This is a genomic window from Winogradskyella maritima, from assembly GCF_042650215.1.
GTDB classification, from domain to species: Bacteria; Bacteroidota; Bacteroidia; order Flavobacteriales; family Flavobacteriaceae; genus Winogradskyella; species Winogradskyella maritima.
Window position 1 is genome coordinate 85761 of the sequence record NZ_JBHSAT010000005.1, and the last position, 19266, is coordinate 105026.

The window sequence follows — 19266 nt, forward strand, 5'->3', positions numbered from 1 at the left end:
ATATGGAAAACTCAAGCGAAACACGTTGCGAAAATTGTATTATTAGGAAGTTGAATGCACTCAATGCCCTAAACAAAAATGAATTGAAGCGTATCTCAGACAGTAAAGTAACCAAACGCGTTAAAAAAGGTGAATCCATTTTTGAAGAAGGTGAAAAACTAAATGGCGTTTTTTGTGTACGCAGTGGTGTATCAAAGCTTTCAAAACTTAGCGAAAATGGTAAAGACCAAATTGTGAAGCTTGTAAAAAAAGGAGAACTCCTAGGTCAACGTTCTGTAATTACTGAGCAGTCTGCCAATTTAAAAGCTGTTGCCCTCAATGATATGGAGGTGTGTTTTATAGCAAAACAAGAAATTTCAACAAACATTGAGGGCAATATAAAATTCACTAAGGAATTACTTCTTAGAATTGCCGATGACTTAAAAACATCTGAAGATGCGTTAGTACTGCTGGGTCAAAAAACGGTAAGTGAACGACTATTGGAACTATTTAGATATGTAAAAGATAATTTTGGTTTAGATGCTGATGGCTACTTAGCTATTTTACTTACGCGAGAAGATATGGCTAATATTATTGGAACGGCGAAAGAGGTCACTATTCGGACAATATCAAGTCTCAAAAAAGAGGGCTCTATTGAGACTGATGGAAAACGTATTAAATTGTTATAACAATAAAATTTCGGGCTTAATTTTGAACCCTTATACATTTCGTAACGGACCTATTTGCATTTTTAGAATAGCTATCTACCTCATCTTTATGATAATGATACTTCCTCCAAAAAACACAAAAAAAATATTGCGTTCTTTAATATGAAAAGTTACATTTGCATCCGCATTTGAGAGACGTTCTTTTAAAAATGTATTGGAGAGGTGCCAGAGTGGTAATGGAGCAGATTGCTAATCTGTCAACGCGTAAGTGTTGCCCGGGTTCGAATCCCGGTCTCTCCGCAACTTTGAAATGGTAACCAAATCGGGGTGTAGCGTAGCCCGGTTATCGCGCCGCGTTTGGGACGCGGAGGTCGCAGGTTCGAATCCTGCCACCCCGACAAGTTGGAGGTCGTCACGCCTTGAAACGTGACAAACCCGACATCATTTAATTGCAAATTTTGTGATTAATGGTGGCATAGCTCAGCTGGATAGAGCACCTGCCTTCTAAGCAGGCGGTCCTAGGTTCGAATCCTAGTGCCATCACTACATTAAAACCCCGCTATTAGCGGGGTTTTTGCTTTTATAGCTCTACCTTAGTGATCTTCTTAAAACTTGTTTTATGTACTAATTATGACTAAATTTACACTAAGAACGGACTTAAAACGGACTTGGGGGTTAATTACAATAAAAAATCCTTTCGCAAACGATGAAAGGATTTTATATCTAGAAATACTGTTAAGTATTAGAACGTGTGATGCATACTAAACTGCAACTGCCCTTTTTGCCAATTTACCGTTGTCTGTTCCATCCATCCCAATTGAAAACGTATACTGTCCGTTAGCGAATAACCAAGTCCTAAATAGGTCCGGTTTCTGTCAAAAAACTGTACGCTTCTTCCGTCACCAATACGTCGCTCCCCATTGATAAAGATTTCATTGTAAAAGGCAAAATACCATGTATTTTTATTAAGATTATCACCTTTAAAAGGAACGTTAACAAATAGGTTATAGCGATATCTGGTTCTAAAATCCTGATCTTCTACAAAACGTTGCTCGTACCGAATGCGGTGCGTAAGGAGAAGTTTTTTCCAAATAGTTTGGCCGAAAAGCGCTTCTTGGTAAATCCTGTTTTCTGACACTGGTGCATCAATTTCTGTTCCGAATTGTCCAGAGGTAATATTTGCATATCCTAAGGTAAATTTAACCCCAGAGTCTTTGGGGGTATAGGTTACACCAGTTCTTAGAAGCAGTTGTTCCCTATCGCCAATGCCACGCCAGTCACGGTATTGATAATCACCTTGCAACCCCCAATTAGATTCACCGAAGGTGGTGTTCCAAAAGTACATATACCATGCACCTAATTGGTCTTCATCGGGTCCTTGGGCAAATACATTTGAAGTACCAAGGCATAAAAATACAATAACAATATAATTTTGAATGGATTTCATATTACTTAGCTTTTGCAAATTTAGGAAGACTTGTAATGGTATCTTCCAAGAATTCAACTTTACCAGATTGCATGTTGTAAACAGCACCCACAATTAAAGTCTCTCCTGCTTGGTATTTCCGACTCAAAAGTGGCTCAAGGTTTCTCAATAATTTTACTTGTTCTCTAACATTTTCGTGTACTGCAATATCCAATTCTTCCACGTCCGACAAATTGGATTGTTTGGCCTTGAGCGATGCTGGCTTAATAGCGTTGATTAACGTTACAACGTGTCCTGGCGGATTTTCTGGAAGTTTCATTGCCGCATCAACTGCTCCACAGCTTTGGTGTCCTAAAACCACAATAAGTTTAGTATCTAATGCCGCAACAGCATATTCTATAGTACCGTAAGAAGCCTCTGCCATAACTTGCCCCGCGGTTCGAGTTATAAATAAGTCTCCGACACCTTGATCAAAAATAATTTCGTTTGGTACGCGACTGTCTGCGCAACCAATTATGGTAGCAAAAGGTGTCTGGCCTAACTCTGTATTTCTAAGATCTTCATCCGTCTGTCTTGGAGATATACTCTTATTTTCGGCGAAGCGCTTATTTCCATAAATCAATTTTTTTAAACCGTAGTATGGATCGGCGTACGCGCTATCACGGTCGGCGAAGTACATGTTTTTTTCAAGTTTCAATAATTCTGAAATTTTTTGGGTCTGACTAAATAATCCAAAGGACGAAAATAGCATGAAAAGGCATAAAATATTCTTCATAGTGTTTAGGTTTTTATTAAAAATGTTAGACAAATTTAAAATAAATTTTAATGTCAAATTTTCAATTAACAAAATTTTAATAGTATTACTATTAAAATTAAAAAGCTAAACTTTTAAAAAAAAAAGTATAACAAATATTTTAAAAAGAATAACGGATTTTATGTTTCTGATATTAAGAATTTTAAAAAATACTAATTAGTTTTACTTGTATTTTATTAGGGATAAGTGGTGTGTTCTGTATTTTCACGCTACCCCGTATTCGATGGATTTAATAGGGATGTAGCGCAGTCTGGTAGCGTACTAGCATGGGGTGCTAGGGGTCGTCACGCAATGCGTGATCATCCCTCATAAGTATAGCCATTTTTAGATTTAATAGAGTTTTACAATCTCATTAGAAATTCTATTTTTACCGTTCATTAGATTTTTAGAAAATTACTCGGGATGTAGCGCAGCCTGGTAGCGTACTAGCATGGGGTGCTAGGGGTCGCTGGTTCAAATCCAGTCATCCCGACAAGTTAAAGCTAAAAGACTTGCGTAGAAAGTTCACTTTCTTAAGCAGGTCTTTTAGCTTTAAATAAATTAAAGCTTTGCTTTAATTTGCTACAATAGCGATGTAAATGGATACTTTAAATCCATCTTCAATCAAGACAGCTTCCCGGTCTTATACATCACAAACAAAATGACAATAGGAATCGCCAATAGACCAACATGCCATAAATCCGTCTGAAGAAGAGACGGATACATCAACAATGTTATGACGTAACCGCCAACAGCACCGCCGAAATGGGCATCGTGGCCAATGTTACCAATACGTTTTTTCATACCAATAATAGAGTATAATAGATAGCCTATTCCGAAGATGTAGCCTGGTATAGGAATCGGGATAAAGAACATATAAAGACTCATATTAGGGTCTAGTAATATAGCCGAATATAATATTCCGGTGACCGCACCACTCGCGCCAATGGCACTGTACCAGTCTTCATGCTTATGAAAATAAAGTGATAACAGATTCCCAAAGAGTAGACTTGCAACGTATATGATGATAAAATTGAGATTCCCCAATCGTGATAAAACCACATTCGCGAAAAAGAACAAGGTCACCATATTAAAGAGCAGATGTGTTGTATCCGCATGCAAAAACCCAGAACTAAACATTCTAATTTGTTCACCACGCTTTATGGCACCTACGTTAAATTTGTAGCGTTCAAAAAACAAACGGTCACCAAAACCCTTAAAGGAGATGATGACATTTACAGCGATAATAATCAAGGTAACCAGACCTAAATTCAGCATAAACTTTAATCTTAGATTTTAAATATACTCTATCTTTGGCGCAAATTTAATATTCTTTGATGCAACTTCTGGCCTACATCCTGGTTTATCCGTTTCTCTATCTCATTTCCATTTTACCGTTTCGGTTGTTGTATGCATTTTCAGACCTTTTATACCTTTTCGTTTATAAACTATTTGGTTACAGAACTAAGGTGGTAACATCTAATTTAAAACTGGTTTTTCCTGAAAAATCAGATGCAGAAATAAAGAGCATTGCCTCAAAATTTTATCATCACTTATGTGATATGATTGTGGAATCAATCAAATCAATGACAATTTCTAGAGAGGAATTGAAAAAACGCTACAAGTTTTCAAATATTGAACTCGTTAGAGACCTAGAATCTCGACAAAGAAGTGTGATGTTAATGTGTGGCCATTACGGTAGTTGGGAGTGGGTGTTTATTCTTCAAACTTACATTGGCTACAAGGGTTACGCGGTTTACAAACGACTTGCGAACAAATACTTTGACCGTTTGGTGAAACGTATCAGAGCTAAACATGATACCTACTTAATTACGACTAAGGAAACATTTTCCATATTGTCTGAATCCCATAAAAAGAGAGAATTGACCATGTATGGCTTTGCGGCCGACCAATCACCAAAACGAGACAAAGCCTACCATTGGGGGGAATTTATGCGTATAAAAGTACCAATGCATACTGGTGCTGAAACCTTAGCTAAAAAAATGGATTTGGCTGTGGTGTTTTTTCGAGTAAAACGTTTAAGACGCGGTTATTATATGACCACTTTTGAAACGATTACGGAAAATCCAAATCATTATCCGGATTATGAGATTACGGACATGTATTTCAATTTAATTGAGAAACAGATTCACGAAGCGCCACAATACTATTTATGGACGCATAAGCGCTGGAAGCATAAGGACCATGTTCCGGAACAGTTTAAAAAATCTTGAGGTTTTAAATTTCTATTCATTTTGCCTTGATGCAAAACGAACCAATCCCGAAGCGTCGGGACACAATCAAAATATAGGGAATTGCTCTCGCACCACTCGCTCTCGGAATTGCGTGCTTGAAGTTTCGCTTCGCATCTCCATTCCTTCGCTCATTATTCCTGAATTTTGATGCTCAATTCTGCGAATTGATTAAGGACTCGCCCTACGAGTTACGTTCTGCTAACTCTTAATTTCTATCATGACGCCAGTCAAGTAAATTTCTAAAAGTCTCCTTCTTACTTGAAACTCAATTATAACTTAAACCAGTCGTTAATTTCTGATGTCTGCTTGCAATCCTTATCTAAAAGAGATTTGTGGACAAATTCATTATTACAAGATGAATACTGATAGTCCTTTTCCCATTCTTCATGGTTTTTGGATAACGCAATAATACTGTCACAGACGAATTCAATTTCGGCATTGGTTGTCGTTGGGTGAATGCTCATGCGTATCCAACCCGGTTTACGCACTAAATCACCAATAGATATTTCATTGGTTAATTCTTGGGATTTTTGATAATCGACATGAAGCAAATAATGCCCATAAGTACCTGCGCAACTACAACCACCTCGGGTTTGTACACCAAACTTATCATTGAGTAATTTCACACCTAAATTATAGTGCAAATCGTCAATGTAAAATGAAATGACACCCAAACGGTCTTTATGTTGACCCGCCAGAATATTGATATTTTCAACATCGTCAAGGCGATTGAAAACATAAGACACCAACTCATGCTCACGTTTTAGCATCTTGTCAACGCCCATTTTTTCTTTCAAGTTAATGCAAAGCGCTGTTTTTATGGTTTGAAGAAATCCTGGTGTACCACCATCCTCACGGTCTTCAATATTATCAATATACTTATGTTCGCCCCATGGATTCGTCCAGCTAACGGTGCCACCACCGGGACAATCAGGCACCATATTTTTATAGAGCTTTTTATTGAATACCAATACCCCAGAGGTTCCTGGGCCACCTAAAAACTTATGTGGTGAGAAGAATATGGCATCCAAATAACTGTCTTCATCTTCAGGATGCATATTAATATCTACATAAGGTGCGGAACAGGCATAATCTGCAAAGCAAACCCCGCCATGTTGATGCATCACTTTTGCAATAGCATTTACTGGATTTTGAATCCCCGTTACATTAGAACCTGCAATGATGGATGCTATCTTAATAGTACACTCTTTGTAATCGTCTAAAAGTTTTTCAAGATTTTCCATACTGAACAAACCATCGTTCCCTGGAGGAATGACCTCAACTTTGGCAATGGTTTCTAACCAAGACGTCTGATTGGAATGATGTTCCATATGCGTCACAAAAACCACAGGTTTCATGATGTCAGGCACATTGGTATGCTCACGAAGATTTTCAGGAACTTTTAAGCCTAGAATACGTTGGAATTTGTTTATGACACCCGTCATTCCATTACCCGACACAATCAACACATCATCCTCGTTGCAGTTGACATGTGTTTTTATGATTTGCTTCGCTTTATGATACGCTTTAGTCATGGCTGTACCAGACACTGTCGTTTCTGTATGTGTATTTGCTACGAAAGGTCCAAATTCGTTTAGCAACTTCTCCTCTATCGGCCTGTACAAACGTCCTGAAGCCGTCCAATCTGTATAGATGATTTTTTGCTCGCCATAAGGAGACTTGAAAGTTTGATCACAACCGACAATATGTTGCCTGAATTGCTCAAAATACCTCTCTAATTCTGAAGTTTCTAATCTATCTGCTACAAGTGGTGTTGCCATTTCTATTTTGGTAATAGTGCAAGGTACTAAATATTAGCGATGTGCTTTATTTCTCCGATGATACGGTCAGCTAGTGTGTCTGCTTCAGATTGACTTGGTGCTTCCGTATAAATTCGAATTATCGGTTCGGTATTACTTTTTCTTAGATGTACCCAAGAGTTGTCAAAATCTATCTTTACACCGTCAATTGTAGTCAAACGTTCGTGACTATATTTTTCTTCCATCGCCTTCAAAAGACCATCAACATCCAATTCTGGTGTTAACTGAATCTTTTTCTTGCTCATAAAATATAACGGATAAGACGCTTTCAATTCGCTAACCGACATTTTCTTCTCGGCCAATAGACTTAAAAATAAGGCAATGCCGACTAAAGCATCACGGCCGTAATGCGATTCTGGATAAATAATTCCCCCATTGCCTTCACCACCAATAACGGCGTTATTTTTTTTCATGAGACTCACTACATTGACTTCGCCTACGGCACTAGCCTCATAAGTACCACCATGCTTTTCGGTGACATCCCGTAGCGCTCGCGTAGAACTCATGTTACTCACCGTGTTTCCAGGTGTTTTACTCAATACATAATCGGCACAAGCCACAAGTGTGTATTCCTCGCCAAACATCTCACCGTTTTCATCCATAAAGGCCAGTCGGTCGACGTCTGGGTCCACCACAATCCCCAAGTCAGCACCTTCTTTTTTAACAGCTTCGGACAAGTCAGTTAAATGCTCTTTTAAAGGTTCTGGATTATGCGGAAAATGCCCCGTAGGCTCACAGTAAAGTTTCTCGGTATGAACCCCCAATCGGTCCAGCAATAAAGGAATGGCGATTCCTCCTGTAGAATTGACGCCATCTACCACTACCTTAAAATTGGCTTTGTCGATTGCTTCGGCATTGACCAAAGGCAAAGCCAAAACCTCATCGATATGCATATCAATATACGCTTGATTCTTGGTGATTTTTCCCAAATCATCAACTTCAGCGAAGGTCATGTCATTGCTTTCGGCAATTTCCAGAATTTTCTGTCCTTCTTCGCCATTCAAAAACTCGCCATCGGAATTCAGTAGTTTCAAGGCATTCCATTGTTTGGGATTGTGGCTGGCCGTTAAAATGATACCACCATCAGCATGTTCCATAGGCACGGCGATTTCAACCGTTGGTGTAGTGGATAAGCCTAAATCAATAACATGGATACCAAGTCCCACGAGCGTATTCATTACTAAATTCTGAATCATCTCGCCAGAAATTCGGGCATCGCGACCAACAACCACACGGTAATTTTCTTTATTACGTTGTTGCTTAATCCAAGTACCATAGGCTGAAGCGAATTTTACGGCGTCAATAGGCGTTAAATTCTCTTCAACAGCACCACCGATGGTGCCTCTAATTCCTGAAATTGATTTTATAAGGGTCATATAGTTTCTATTTTCAGCAAATATAAATAGAATGTCGATTTTGTACGCACGAATTCGTAATTTCGAAAGGTGAATTTTCTGGCACATATCTTTCTTTCGGGCGACAATGAACTCCTTACGCTCGGTAACTTCTCGGCTGACGGCGTTCGGGGAAAACGCTACAAAACATATCCAAAGGAAATGCAAGCCGGAATCATCCTTCACCGGGAAATCGACACCTTTACCGATGCACATCCTACAGTTAGAAAAAGCACCAAACGTCTGCATAAAAATTACGGTCACTACAGCGGGGTAATAGTCGATATTTTTTACGACCATTTTCTGGCTAAAAACTGGAGCGACTATTCCTTAATTCCGCTAGAAGTAAATGTCGAAAATTTTTACAAGAGCCTTACCAAACATTTGGAAATTATGCCTCCTCGCTTTCAAAAACTGACACCCTTTATGATTGAAGACAATTGGTTGCTGAGTTACGCCTCACTTGAAGGCATTCAAAAAGTGTTGAATGGCATGAATCATAGAACAAAAGGTAAATCTGGCATGCATGAAGCCACTAAAGAATTAAAGCAATACTATTCTGAATTTGAAGCAGACTTCACCAGCTTTTTTGCCGAATTAATTATTTTTAGTGAGGAAAAACGCTCACAGATAGAAAAAGAATTCCATATATGAAACGATTTTTAGTTTACTTATTTCTCAGTGCTTGTTTCGTATCCTGTAAAAAGGACATAAAATCTACTGAAGAAAAGACAACACCTAAAACAGGTCTTATTACCAAAAACGCTATGGTGGTCAGCGCCCGTGAAGAAGCCAGTAAAATTGGCGCAGACATTATGAAAAAAGGAGGCAATGCCTTTGATGCTATGATGGCTACAGAAATGGCTTTGGCCGTTGCTTATCCGTATGCAGGAAATCTTGGCGGTGGTGGCTTTATGGTGTATCGTTTAGACGATGGTTCTGTGGGGGCGCTCGATTATCGTGAAAAAGCCCCGCAATCAGCAACTAAAGACATGTATCTCGATGATAAAGATGAGGTCATTAAAGACCTAAGCGTTGTCGGCCCTATGGCTATTGGCATCCCAGGAACTATTGCTGGTGTTTTTGAAGCGCACAAACGTTTCGGAAAGCTACCAGTAAAAGAGGTATTGCAACCGGTTATCGATTTAGCAAATAACGGCTTTGTGGTCACTAAAAATCAAGAAGCACGCTTTGCAGAAAAGGATAGCATTTTTAAAGCCGTCAACGGTCATAAATTGTTATTCAATAACGAATTGAAGGCAGGCGATAGAGTCATGAATTTTGCACTCGCCGAAACCTTAACCCGAATTGCAGAAAACGGCAGGGATGAATTTTATTCAGGTAAAACAGCTGAGATTTTAGTTGAAGATTTAAACAAACGCGGTAGTATTATCACTTTAGACGATATGAAGGCTTATGGAGCTAAATGGCGAGACCCGATTCAATTTAACTATAAAGACCTTAAGATTATTTCCATGTCGCCACCATCGTCCGGTGGTATCTGCCTCAACCAGATTATGACCATGATAGAACCTTTTGATTTAAGAGGTTACGGCCATAATTCGCTCAAGGCCATTCAGGTGATTGCTGAATCCGAAAAACGCGCCTATGCCGACCGCAGTTATTATTTGGGTGACCCTGATTTTGTGGATATTCCTGTCGCAACCTTAACGAGTGATGTGTATCTCAATCAGCGTATGTCCGACTTTTCTTTTAAGGCACCAACTCCAGTTGATTCTATAAGTCATGGGACCATTACCGGATATGAAAGTGACCAAACCACCCACTACTCCATTGTTGACCAATTCGGAAATGCTATTGCCGTAACAACAACCTTAAATAGTGGTTATGGTTCTAAAGTCTATGTGGACGAACTCGGTTTTTTTCTTAACAACGAAATGGACGATTTTAGCAGTAAACCTGGCGTTCCTAACGTGTATGGACTAATTGGTGCTGAAGCGAATAGTATTGCGCCAGAAAAACGAATGCTAAGTTCTATGACCCCAACCCTTGTTGAAAAAGATGGCGAATTATTGATGACTGTTGGAACACCTGGCGGTTCAACGATTATCACGTCTGTGCTTCAAACTATTTTGAATGTTGAAGACTTCGGAATGAGCATGCAAGATGCTGTGGAAGCGCCTCGTTTTCATAATCAATGGTTGCCTGATGAAATACGCGTGGAACCCAATCGCTTTGACAAAAACCTTATAAAACAACTTGAAGATTTAGGCTATTACGTCAATGAAGAGCGTTCGCCAGTGATTGGAATCGTAGACGGTATTTTAGTTTTAGATGACGGCACGCTTGAAGGTGGCGCCGACCCACGCGGTGATGATACCGCTGTAGGTTTTTAAAAGTTGTATCTTTAAAACGCATTAAAATTTAATCAATCTAACTCACCAAAAATGAAACAGTTCTCTTTTCTGTTTGCATTGGGGCTTCTGCTCAATGTAAATGCCCAAGGCACGCAATTGCTACGACAACCAACACTTCATGGTAATGACGTTGTATTTACCTATGCCAATGATTTATGGAAAGCCTCAAAAAATGGTGGTAACGCCGTTCGATTGACCAGCGACGATGGCTTTGAAACCAACCCGCATTTTTCTTTTGATGGGAAATGGATTGCCTTTTCCGCACAGTACGACGGCAATGTTGATGTATTTTTGATTCCTTCCGAAGGGGGCGAACCAAAACGACTCACCTATCACAGTAGTGCTGATTTTGTAGAAGGCTGGACGCCAGATGGTGAAGTTCTATTCCGTTCTAATCGGGAAAGCCAACCAACAATGACCAATAAATTTTTTGCCGTATCACCTAAGGGTGGTTTGCCGGTGGCTTTGCCAGTTCCTAGAGCCGCTTACGGGGAACTATCTCCAGATGGCAATTATTTAGCCTATACACCTATTACTGGATGGGATGCCGAATGGCGCAATTACCGTGGTGGACAAGCGATGCCAATTTGGGTTGTGGATTTGAAGACTATGGAATTAACGCGAACATCACAACCGACTAAGGAACGTCATTTAAATCCGGTGTGGTTGAATGGTTTGGTTTATTTCATTTCGGAACGTGACTACACAGCGAATATTTGGTCGTTTAACCCTACGACCAAAGAAGAACAACAGATTACCTTTCATAAAAAGTTTGACGTAAAAAGCTTGGATGCTTCAGACTCAGAAATCGTTTACGAACAAGGTGGTTACTTACATGTTTGGAATCCGACGTCAAAAGACAGCAAACAAATTACTATCAACGTTCGTGGTGACCTCAATTTCTCTAGACCGCGATGGGAAGATATTTCAGGACGAAACCTGAGTAACCCTAATGTGTCTCCAAAAGGGAAACGTGCGATTTTTGAACATAGGGGTGAAATATTTACGGTTCCGAAAGAAAATGGTACATGGCGAAATTTAACCAATTCCCCTGGTGTTGCCGACCGAAGCCCAATTTGGTCTCCAAAGGGTGATAAAGTAGCATGGTTTTCAGACGCAAGTGGGGAATACCAAATGGTGATTGCCGACCAAGATGGCTCTAATCAAACCGCCATAAAACTTACAGAACCAACATTTTATTTTGTACCAGATTGGTCACCAGATGGTAAGCACATCGCTTACACCGATACGCATTACAATATTTGGGTTATGAATTTGGATACCAAAAAAGCAACCAAGGTAGCAACAGACCGCTATGCGCATCCCAACAGAAGTATGAATCCGCAGTGGTCACCAGACAGCAAATGGATTGCCTATGCCAAGCAAAACGACAGTCATTTTAAATCCATTTTCGCGTATAACGTGGATTCAAAGAAGACGATTCAAATTACAGACCCAATTGCCGATGCCATCAGTCCGGTGTGGGATGCTTCAGGCAAATACATTTATACCTTGGCTAGTACGGATTACGGTTTAGCTTCGGGTTGGTTAGATATGAGTTCTTATGACCCTCAAACCACGCGTAGCTTATATACTGTGGTGTTGAGCCAATCGGACGAGGCACCAAACCTTCCGAAGACAGATGAGGAGGAAGATAAAAAATCAGACGACGAGGAGGACAAAAAAGATAAGGCTTCCGATGTTGTTGTAACTATTGATGCCGATGGAATTTTCAATCGTGCTGTAGATTTAAAGCTTCCTGCCAGAAATTATGTCGCTTTAGCTAAGGGACCAAAACACAAGGTTTTCATTGCGGAAGCCATTCCGAATGCGCAAGGTTTAAAAGTACATTCCTATGATGTGTCTAAGGAAGAAGCTTCAGATTTTGCTGAAGGTATTTCGCAAATGGTAGTTTCTGAAGACCGAAAATCCATCTTATTATATAAAAATGGGTCTTGGCAATTGGCAGGCACTTCTGGAAAGCCAAAAGCAAGCGATGGCAAATTAAACACCAGCATGAAAATTAAGTTGGACCCGCAGGCGGAAGCTCATCAAATTTTTAAGGAAGGATGGCGCTACATGCGTGATTTTCTTTACGTAGACAATGTGCATGGCGCACCTTGGGATGATGTTTACGAGTGGTATTCGCCATGGATAGACCATGTGCGTCATCGTTCGGATTTAAACTATGTGGTGGATATTATGAGTGGTGAAGTCGCTATTGGGCATTCATATGTTTCCGGTGGTGACATGCCCGATTTGGATTTTGTCCCTGTCGGCCTTCTAGGTGCGGATTTGGAAACTTCAAACGGAAAATATCGTATCAAAAAACTATTTACAGGCGAACGCTGGAATCCCGGAACAGATGCGCCTTTAGCAATGCCAGGCATGAATGTAAACGAAGGGGATTATATATTAAAGATTAATGGTCGGGATTTAACGGCATCAATGAATCCGTATCAACTGTTGGAACAAACAGCGGGACGGGAAATTTATATCACTGTGAGTTCTTCAGGAGATTCTAGCGATGCCAGAGAATTATTGATTAAACCTGTACGAAGCGAGAACAGCTTGCGCTATGTAGACTGGGTAGAAAATAACCGACGTAAAGTAGATGAACTCTCTAATGGCAAATTGGCTTATGTGCATGTGCCAAATACCGGAGGACCAGGATTTACGTCGTTTAATCGCTATTACTTTTCACAGCAAGACAAAAAAGGAGCTGTGATAGACGAACGTAATAATGGTGGTGGTTCTGCTGCCGATTATATGATTGACATTATGTCGCGTGAGTTGTTTGGTTATTTTAATTCAAAAGCTGGTGACAAACGCCCTTGGACCACGCCAATGGCAGGTATTTGGGGACCAAAGGTTATGTTAATCAATGAGCGCGCCGGTTCTGGTGGCGACTTATTGCCTTACATGTTTAAAGCTAAAAATATTGGCCCGCTTATCGGCACCCGAACATGGGGCGGTTTAGTTGGTACTTGGGATACACCACGATTTATTGATGGTGGCCGAATGGTAGCACCACGCGGTGGTTTCTTTGATGTCAATGGCGAATGGGCTGTGGAGGCCGAAGGTGTGGCACCAGATATTGAAGTGATACAAGAACCACGGTTCACCTCCAAAGGTCAGGATCCACAATTGGAACGCGCTGTAAAAGAAGCGCTACGTTTGTTGAAAACTGAAGAATTTATCATGAAACCTGAGCCTAAGGCTCCGATTAGATGGAAGCGTCCTGAAGGTTACAAGACTGACAATTAATAAATGAAACACTATGATGTCGTTGTTTTAACGGATCATCGGTATCTGAATGATTCAGACGATCCGTATAAGCATAATGTCTTTTTTGAAGATCAGTTGGTCGTTGAAGCCTTAAAGCGTGAAGGTCTAAAAACGACTCGAAAAGCTTGGGATGACAAAGATTTTGACTGGTCATTGGCAAATGCTTTATTATTCAGAAGTACTTGGGATTATTTTGATCGGTTTGCAACATTTGAAATTTGGCTAAACAAAGTTTCAAAAACTTGCAGGTTAATAAATTCTGAAGCCTTATTACGCTGGAATATCGACAAGCATTATTTGGCCGATTTACACGAAAAAGGCATTCATATACCTGAGACACACTATATTGAAATTGGAACCAATTCAAACTTGAAACAACTTCATGAAAAATTGGGCTGGCAACATACAGTTTTAAAACCCCGCATTTCGGGTGCAGCGAGACACACCTATCAATTGACTTTGGACACGCTTAACCAACATGAAGGGGTTTTTCAAACCTTGATAGCGAAAGAAGCCATGCTGTTACAAGCATTTCAAACCCATATTGTAACTAAAGGCGAACTGTCTTTGATGCTGTTCGGTGGGCAGTTCTCACATGCCGTGCTAAAGAAGGCCAAAGCGGGTGATTTTAGGGTTCAGGATGATTTTGGAGGTACGGTAGAATCGTACAAACCAACACCTGAAGAAATTAACTTCACAGAGGACGCCGTGAAGGCTTGTCCGGAATTACCTATCTATGCCCGTGTTGATATTTTTGAAGATAATTATGGGAAAATTGCATTGTCTGAATTGGAGCTTATTGAACCCGAATTGTGGTTTAGGGAACATCCTGAAGCCTCAGATTTATTGGCCAAGGCTATAAAAAGTACACTTAAAGCATGAGTAAAAAGAAGCGTATCAAATTCAGACATCTTAGCGCAACAGGAAAGCTAAAACGAATTTTAAAATTCGTGTTCGGAGCGCTTATATTTTTAACTTTACCGACGCTCCTACTCTTTGGGTTTTTGTATATAAAATATAACGAACCATTGCCACAAGGAGCATCTGGTCCGGAAGCTGAGGCGTTGGCTACACAAATGCTCGATGCTTTGAATCATGACAATTACGAAGCCACAGATTTTATCAGTTGGAACTACGATAACCGTCATAAATTCAATTGGTACAAGTCTCAAAACCGATGCGAAGTTGTTTGGGCACATTTTAAGGTTGACTTGGATTTGGCAACGCCCTCACAGTCCAAAATATTTGTTGCTGACCAAGTATATAAGGGTGAAGAGCGCCAAAAATATATAAACAAGGCTATTAAGTATTTTAATAACGACTCCTTTTGGTTGGTGGCGCCATACAAAGTATTTGATGCTGGCACTACTCGACACTTGGTAAAGACGGACGATGATAAAAATGCACTCTTAGTGATTTATAATGAAGGAGGCACAACACCTGGGGATGCCTATCTCTGGTATTTTGATGCCGATGGACGCCCAAAAAGCTTTCAAATGTGGGTAGATATTTTACCGATTGGTGGCTTGGAGGCGACTTGGAATGACTGGATGACGACCAGCACTGGTGCTCAGTTACCCACAGCGCATCGGCTTTTGGGGATGGAGTTTCGAGTTTATAATATTGCAACTCAATAGAATTTGTAGCATTCCTTATGGTCAATCTCAGTTTGTTACGCCAATCCGTCAGAGTTTTGGGAACTGAATCTGTTTTTGCATTTTTATGTAACTTGCAGTTGCAACAAACACAAATCCAGAGTCGCACTGCGCGTAGTCTTTTCATTGTAGCCCACTAAAAAACCAATAAAATGGAAATATTTCGAAATAGAATTTACTTCATTCTATTAATTTGTCTTTCTATACACACCTATGGTCAGGATTATAAAGATTTCACTTTAGAAGAATCAAGAAAATTTCATCGGGAATTTAAAAATAGTATGTTTATCGGTGGTGGGGAAATGTCTCGATATGTATATATTCATTATTCTGAATTTTTTCCACATACAGTAATAACCCGAGAAGACACTATCAGAGAATTACCCATCCATTTAAGAAAAGAGGTTTCTAATCATTTAGTCACTATCGATAGCCAAAAAAAAGCTCTTCATGACTATGTCTATAACTCGCCAACTGATGGAGTAATCATTATCCATAAGGGACAAATAGTATTTGAAGAATATCCTCGTATGTTGCCAACGGACAAACACATCTACTTCTCTGTTTCAAAAACTTTCGTCTCAACTTTAATTGCAATATTGGAGGATAGAGGTATGATTGATGTATCAAAACCTATAGAACATTACATGCCAGAACTCAAAAATTCTGGATGGGAAGGAATTCCTATTATTGACATTTTGGATATGAGTTCAGGTATTGATTGTAGGGAAAAGGAAGAAGGAGCATATTATGACCCAGAAACTTGTTTTCAGAAATTCATGGCTGGATTTGGATTTCCTAATCTCGAGAACGCCCTTGAAAATCCAGTTGAGTTGTTAAAAACAATGAAAAAGTATGAGCTCAATGGAAAGAAAATGGATTATACCTCAGTTAATACCTGGCTCTTGGGATGGTTAATAGAGAGGGTGTCTGGAAAATCAGTTAGTGATATGATGGCAACCGAAATATGGCAAAAAATGGGGGCTGAATCAGATGCGTTAATGTTAACTGGAACACAGGCTCATGCCGCTACACCACTTGGAATTAATTCAAATTTAAGAGATTTAGGGAGGTTTGGTTTATTATTTACGCCATCTGGAAAACAAGCACCATACGATATTATTTCTGACAATTACCTTGAAAAAATCCAACATGGAGGTAGACCAGAAATATATGCTAATGGATATTGGCCAAACTTGTTTAAAGATAAGACAGTAATAAAACATAACACCTATCAATGGGATCATATTACCCAAGAAGGAGACTTCTTTAAAGCAGGTATTGGCGGACAAGGATTGTACATATCCCCAAGTAGAGATTTAGTCATTGCTTTTTTCGGAACACATGATGAGACTATGACCGAAAATCTAATGCCTATGATTGCAAGACAATTAACAATATCTGGACTATTTGACGAATAGATAAAATGAAAAAGTGCTTCAACAATGCTATAAAATCATAGCTCCCGTTGGTCGTAACGCCACATATACTAAGCGTTATTAATATGAATAGAGTTATGAATAAGTACTTAATAAAAATCTTTGTATCAATCCTAACTAGTTGTTCCCAAACACCCAAAATAAAACTTGGTTCTTCTCAAGCTTTAGAGCAAGTCATTAATAGAACATCACTCGTCATTCTCGGAACGGCACAAGATGCTGGCTCACCTCAAATTGCTTGTAAAAAGGAATGTTGTGCTAATCTTTTTGAAAATTCGGATAACGAAAGACAAGTCGTGTCATTAGGATTAATTGATTCTGAAAATCATAAAACATACTTATTTGAAGCGACACCTGATATCGGTAAACAGAATAAAATTCTTACCGAATTAGAGCCGAAAAGCGATAAGGAATCTGTAGATGGCATTTTTTTGACTCATGCTCATATTGGCCACTATACAGGATTAATGTATTTAGGTAAAGAAGCCATGGATGCCAAGAATATACCACTCTATGTCATGCCCAAAATGAAAGGGTTTCTTTCTGAAAATGGTCCTTGGGATCAATTGGTTTCCAGAGGAAATGTACAACTTAAGGAGATGACAGACGAGCAGCCTATTCGTCTATCAAATAATATAGAGGTGACGCCATTTTTAGTGCCCCACAGGGATGAATATTCTGAAACTGTAGGCTACCGAATCAAAGGACCTAAGAAGAGCGCTTTGTTCATTCCTGATATTGATAAATGGGAAAAGTGGGAAAGAAATATTGTGGAAGAAATACAGAAGGTAGACTATGCTTTTTTAGACGCGACTTTTTATAGTGGCAAAGAAATGAACAATAGGGATATCAGTGAGATTCCTCATCCATTTGTCATAGAAAGCTTCGAAACGTTTGATGGCTTAAGTAAATCAGACAAGGCAAAAATCATATTTATTCACTTTAACCATACCAACCCTTTGTTAAATCCTGAGAGTATGGAAAGTCAACAAGTAATTGAAAGAGGTTATAAAATCGGTAGATTGAATGATGTGTTTGAGTTATAACTAATAGTAACAGTCATTGAGGCGGGAATAAAGTTTTTTTTAAACTTGGCTTCTTTACAAATACCTTATTTAATAACTGACCTTTCAGTTTGAAGGAAATTAATCCAATTGGTTTGTTATTACCTAGCCAGCAGATTTGAGCGAAAGCAATCTGTATATTAGTTTTTATGTAAATTGTAGTGATGACAACATTAATCTAGGGGCATACTGAAACTAGAATTTTCTGTAAGCGAGTTAATAAATATTGGGAAAAACCATTAACATACCTGAAAAGTTTAAAATTCCAAGAATTGGAAGATTGCCATTGTATCCATTACTGGTAATTTTAGTGTTTATCCTCGCTGTCTTACAAGACTATATTTATAGCAGAATACAAAACACTGGATTTTACTTATCGGAATCCTCTCTTTACAACACGTTTTGGATTTATTTTATTCCTTTTAGCATTATAGCAAATCGATTATTAAAAGTTACTAATAAAAAAAACACATTCTTCAAGTTACCTTTAAAAATTGGGATTGGATTGTTTTTAAGCATTTTACATATTGTATTGTTTGCATCGTTATTCGTGTTAGTTAGTAGTTTAATTTACAATCCAACACATCGATTTTCTGCTATTTATAATAGTGCACTTTCAAATCAATTCTATATAGCGCTATTGTGGTATATTATTTTTCCCGCAATTCATAGTACAAAACCCAAATCGAGCAATTTAAATAAAGTTTATTCCGATAAAATTAAACTAAAGATTGGTTCAAAAATAATAAACACCTCAACCTCAATGATACAATGTATTACCACTGACAAACCTTATTCTGTTGTTTACATAAACGACAAAAGGCTGTTAGAAAACAAAAGCCTAAAGGAGTTTGAAACTGAACTCGACCCAAGTATTTTTATAAGGGTACATCGTTCATCAATAATTAATGCTACTTACGTAAAAGAGTTAAAATCACGAAATAATGGTGATTATGATGCAACGCTTCAAAATGATCTGATAATTCGATTAAGTAGGCATTTTAGACATAATTGGAAACAGCTTATCCAGTAAGCCATATATGCACTCCACATAGACAATTCAATACTAAATTTAAGTTGACACGACGATGTAATATTTAGGTTTAC

15 protein-coding genes and 4 tRNA genes are annotated in these 19266 nt (G+C 38.9%); 14 read left to right on the forward strand and 5 right to left on the reverse strand.

Going from position 1 to position 19266, the window contains the following annotated elements; genetic code table 11:
• Nucleotides 1-2 precede the first annotated feature (2 nt).
• The 4 genes from ACFOSX_RS10505 to ACFOSX_RS10520 all read left to right on the forward strand — a co-directional run bounded on the left by ACFOSX_RS10505 (nucleotide 3) and on the right by ACFOSX_RS10520 (nucleotide 1190).
• Complete coding sequence (locus ACFOSX_RS10505) at nucleotides 3-668, forward strand: Crp/Fnr family transcriptional regulator (protein WP_386100508.1); 666 nt, start codon at nucleotides 3-5, stop codon at nucleotides 666-668.
• 195 nt (nucleotides 669-863) lie between these two features.
• Nucleotides 864-947: transfer RNA gene (locus ACFOSX_RS10510), tRNA-Ser, on the forward strand.
• Between the two features lie 23 nt (nucleotides 948-970).
• Nucleotides 971-1045, forward strand: a tRNA-Pro gene (locus ACFOSX_RS10515).
• 71 nt (nucleotides 1046-1116) lie between these two features.
• A tRNA-Arg gene (locus ACFOSX_RS10520) sits at nucleotides 1117-1190 on the forward strand.
• Between the two features lie 199 nt (nucleotides 1191-1389).
• On the opposite strand, the gene ACFOSX_RS10525 is transcribed toward ACFOSX_RS10520, so the two are convergent.
• Both ACFOSX_RS10525 and ACFOSX_RS10530 read right to left on the reverse strand, forming a co-directional pair.
• On the reverse strand, nucleotides 1390-2094 hold the full coding sequence (locus ACFOSX_RS10525; RefSeq protein WP_386100511.1) for a DUF2490 domain-containing protein: 705 nt from the start codon (nucleotides 2092-2094) through the stop codon (nucleotides 1390-1392).
• 1 nt (nucleotide 2095) lies between these two features.
• Nucleotides 2096-2848: a carbonic anhydrase gene (locus ACFOSX_RS10530; RefSeq protein ID WP_386100514.1), complete on the reverse strand. Its 753-nt coding sequence runs from the start codon at nucleotides 2846-2848 to the stop codon at nucleotides 2096-2098.
• A 437-nt stretch (nucleotides 2849-3285) separates the two neighbouring features.
• Here ACFOSX_RS10530 and ACFOSX_RS10535 point away from each other — a divergent pair.
• A tRNA-Pro gene (locus tag ACFOSX_RS10535) sits at nucleotides 3286-3359 on the forward strand.
• A gap of 131 nt (nucleotides 3360-3490) precedes the next feature.
• Here ACFOSX_RS10535 and ACFOSX_RS10540 read toward each other — a convergent pair.
• The gene (locus ACFOSX_RS10540; RefSeq protein WP_386100517.1) at nucleotides 3491-4144 is read right to left on the reverse strand and encodes a rhomboid family intramembrane serine protease; all 654 of its coding nucleotides are present in this window, start codon (nucleotides 4142-4144) and stop codon (nucleotides 3491-3493) included.
• Between the two features lie 59 nt (nucleotides 4145-4203).
• Here ACFOSX_RS10540 and ACFOSX_RS10545 point away from each other — a divergent pair, with 59 nt between their 5' ends.
• Nucleotides 4204-5100 (forward strand): lysophospholipid acyltransferase family protein, encoded by an 897-nt coding sequence (locus ACFOSX_RS10545; protein WP_386100520.1) that lies wholly within the window; start codon nucleotides 4204-4206, stop codon nucleotides 5098-5100.
• Nucleotides 5101-5390: 290 nt separating this feature from the next.
• On the opposite strand, the gene ACFOSX_RS10550 is transcribed toward ACFOSX_RS10545, so the two are convergent.
• Together ACFOSX_RS10550 and glmM are read right to left on the reverse strand one after the other, a co-directional pair.
• Nucleotides 5391-6902, reverse strand: coding sequence for an aminotransferase class V-fold PLP-dependent enzyme (locus ACFOSX_RS10550; protein ID WP_386100523.1), 1512 nt, complete (start codon nucleotides 6900-6902; stop codon nucleotides 5391-5393).
• Between the two features lie 26 nt (nucleotides 6903-6928).
• Complete coding sequence (gene glmM, locus ACFOSX_RS10555; RefSeq protein WP_386100526.1) at nucleotides 6929-8317, reverse strand: phosphoglucosamine mutase; 1389 nt, start codon at nucleotides 8315-8317, stop codon at nucleotides 6929-6931.
• 69 nt (nucleotides 8318-8386) lie between these two features.
• Between glmM and ACFOSX_RS10560 the strand changes: the two genes are divergently transcribed.
• The 8 genes from ACFOSX_RS10560 (at nucleotide 8387) to ACFOSX_RS10595 (ending at nucleotide 19192) form a co-directional block, all read left to right on the forward strand.
• Nucleotides 8387-8989, forward strand: a complete 603-nt coding sequence (locus ACFOSX_RS10560; protein ID WP_386100529.1) for an acyl carrier protein phosphodiesterase — start codon at nucleotides 8387-8389, stop codon at nucleotides 8987-8989.
• The gene (ggt, locus tag ACFOSX_RS10565; protein WP_386100532.1) at nucleotides 8986-10692 is read left to right on the forward strand and encodes a gamma-glutamyltransferase; all 1707 of its coding nucleotides are present in this window, start codon (nucleotides 8986-8988) and stop codon (nucleotides 10690-10692) included. Before ACFOSX_RS10560 ends, ggt begins: the two co-directional genes overlap by 4 nt.
• A gap of 51 nt (nucleotides 10693-10743) precedes the next feature.
• On the forward strand, nucleotides 10744-13980 hold the full coding sequence (locus tag ACFOSX_RS10570; RefSeq protein WP_386100535.1) for a S41 family peptidase: 3237 nt from the start codon (nucleotides 10744-10746) through the stop codon (nucleotides 13978-13980).
• Nucleotides 13981-13983: 3 nt separating this feature from the next.
• On the forward strand, nucleotides 13984-14883 hold the full coding sequence (locus ACFOSX_RS10575; protein WP_386100538.1) for an ATP-grasp domain-containing protein: 900 nt from the start codon (nucleotides 13984-13986) through the stop codon (nucleotides 14881-14883).
• Nucleotides 14880-15638, forward strand: a complete 759-nt coding sequence (locus tag ACFOSX_RS10580) for a hypothetical protein (RefSeq protein WP_386100541.1) — start codon at nucleotides 14880-14882, stop codon at nucleotides 15636-15638. The genes ACFOSX_RS10575 and ACFOSX_RS10580 overlap by 4 nt, the downstream gene beginning before the upstream one ends.
• 170 nt (nucleotides 15639-15808) lie before the next feature.
• Nucleotides 15809-17077 (forward strand): serine hydrolase domain-containing protein, encoded by a 1269-nt coding sequence (locus tag ACFOSX_RS10585; protein ID WP_386100544.1) that lies wholly within the window; start codon nucleotides 15809-15811, stop codon nucleotides 17075-17077.
• Nucleotides 17078-17160: 83 nt separating this feature from the next.
• Nucleotides 17161-18141 (forward strand): MBL fold metallo-hydrolase, encoded by a 981-nt coding sequence (locus tag ACFOSX_RS10590; RefSeq protein WP_386100547.1) that lies wholly within the window; start codon nucleotides 17161-17163, stop codon nucleotides 18139-18141.
• A 244-nt stretch (nucleotides 18142-18385) separates the two neighbouring features.
• Nucleotides 18386-19192 carry a LytTR family DNA-binding domain-containing protein gene (locus ACFOSX_RS10595; RefSeq protein WP_386100550.1) on the forward strand — a complete coding sequence of 269 codons (807 nt, stop codon included), beginning with the start codon at nucleotides 18386-18388 and terminating at the stop codon, nucleotides 19190-19192.
• Nucleotides 19193-19266: the final 74 nt, after the last annotated feature.

Coding starts and splice junctions, on each gene's coding strand:
- ACFOSX_RS10570 (WP_386100535.1), top strand. CDS start 10,744: ATGAAACAGTTCTCTTTTCTGTTTGCATTGGGGCTTCTGCTCAATGTA.
- glmM (WP_386100526.1), bottom strand. CDS start 8,317: ATGACCCTTATAAAATCAATTTCAGGAATTAGAGGCACCATCGGTGGT.
- ACFOSX_RS10505 (WP_386100508.1), top strand. CDS start 3: ATGGAAAACTCAAGCGAAACACGTTGCGAAAATTGTATTATTAGGAAG.
- ACFOSX_RS10550 (WP_386100523.1), bottom strand. CDS start 6,902: ATGGCAACACCACTTGTAGCAGATAGATTAGAAACTTCAGAATTAGAG.
- ACFOSX_RS10580 (WP_386100541.1), top strand. CDS start 14,880: ATGAGTAAAAAGAAGCGTATCAAATTCAGACATCTTAGCGCAACAGGA.
- ACFOSX_RS10575 (WP_386100538.1), top strand. CDS start 13,984: ATGAAACACTATGATGTCGTTGTTTTAACGGATCATCGGTATCTGAAT.
- ACFOSX_RS10585 (WP_386100544.1), top strand. CDS start 15,809: ATGGAAATATTTCGAAATAGAATTTACTTCATTCTATTAATTTGTCTT.
- ggt (WP_386100532.1), top strand. CDS start 8,986: ATGAAACGATTTTTAGTTTACTTATTTCTCAGTGCTTGTTTCGTATCC.
- ACFOSX_RS10540 (WP_386100517.1), bottom strand. CDS start 4,144: ATGCTGAATTTAGGTCTGGTTACCTTGATTATTATCGCTGTAAATGTC.
- ACFOSX_RS10545 (WP_386100520.1), top strand. CDS start 4,204: ATGCAACTTCTGGCCTACATCCTGGTTTATCCGTTTCTCTATCTCATT.
- ACFOSX_RS10590 (WP_386100547.1), top strand. CDS start 17,161: ATGAATAGAGTTATGAATAAGTACTTAATAAAAATCTTTGTATCAATC.
- ACFOSX_RS10530 (WP_386100514.1), bottom strand. CDS start 2,848: ATGAAGAATATTTTATGCCTTTTCATGCTATTTTCGTCCTTTGGATTA.
- ACFOSX_RS10525 (WP_386100511.1), bottom strand. CDS start 2,094: ATGAAATCCATTCAAAATTATATTGTTATTGTATTTTTATGCCTTGGT.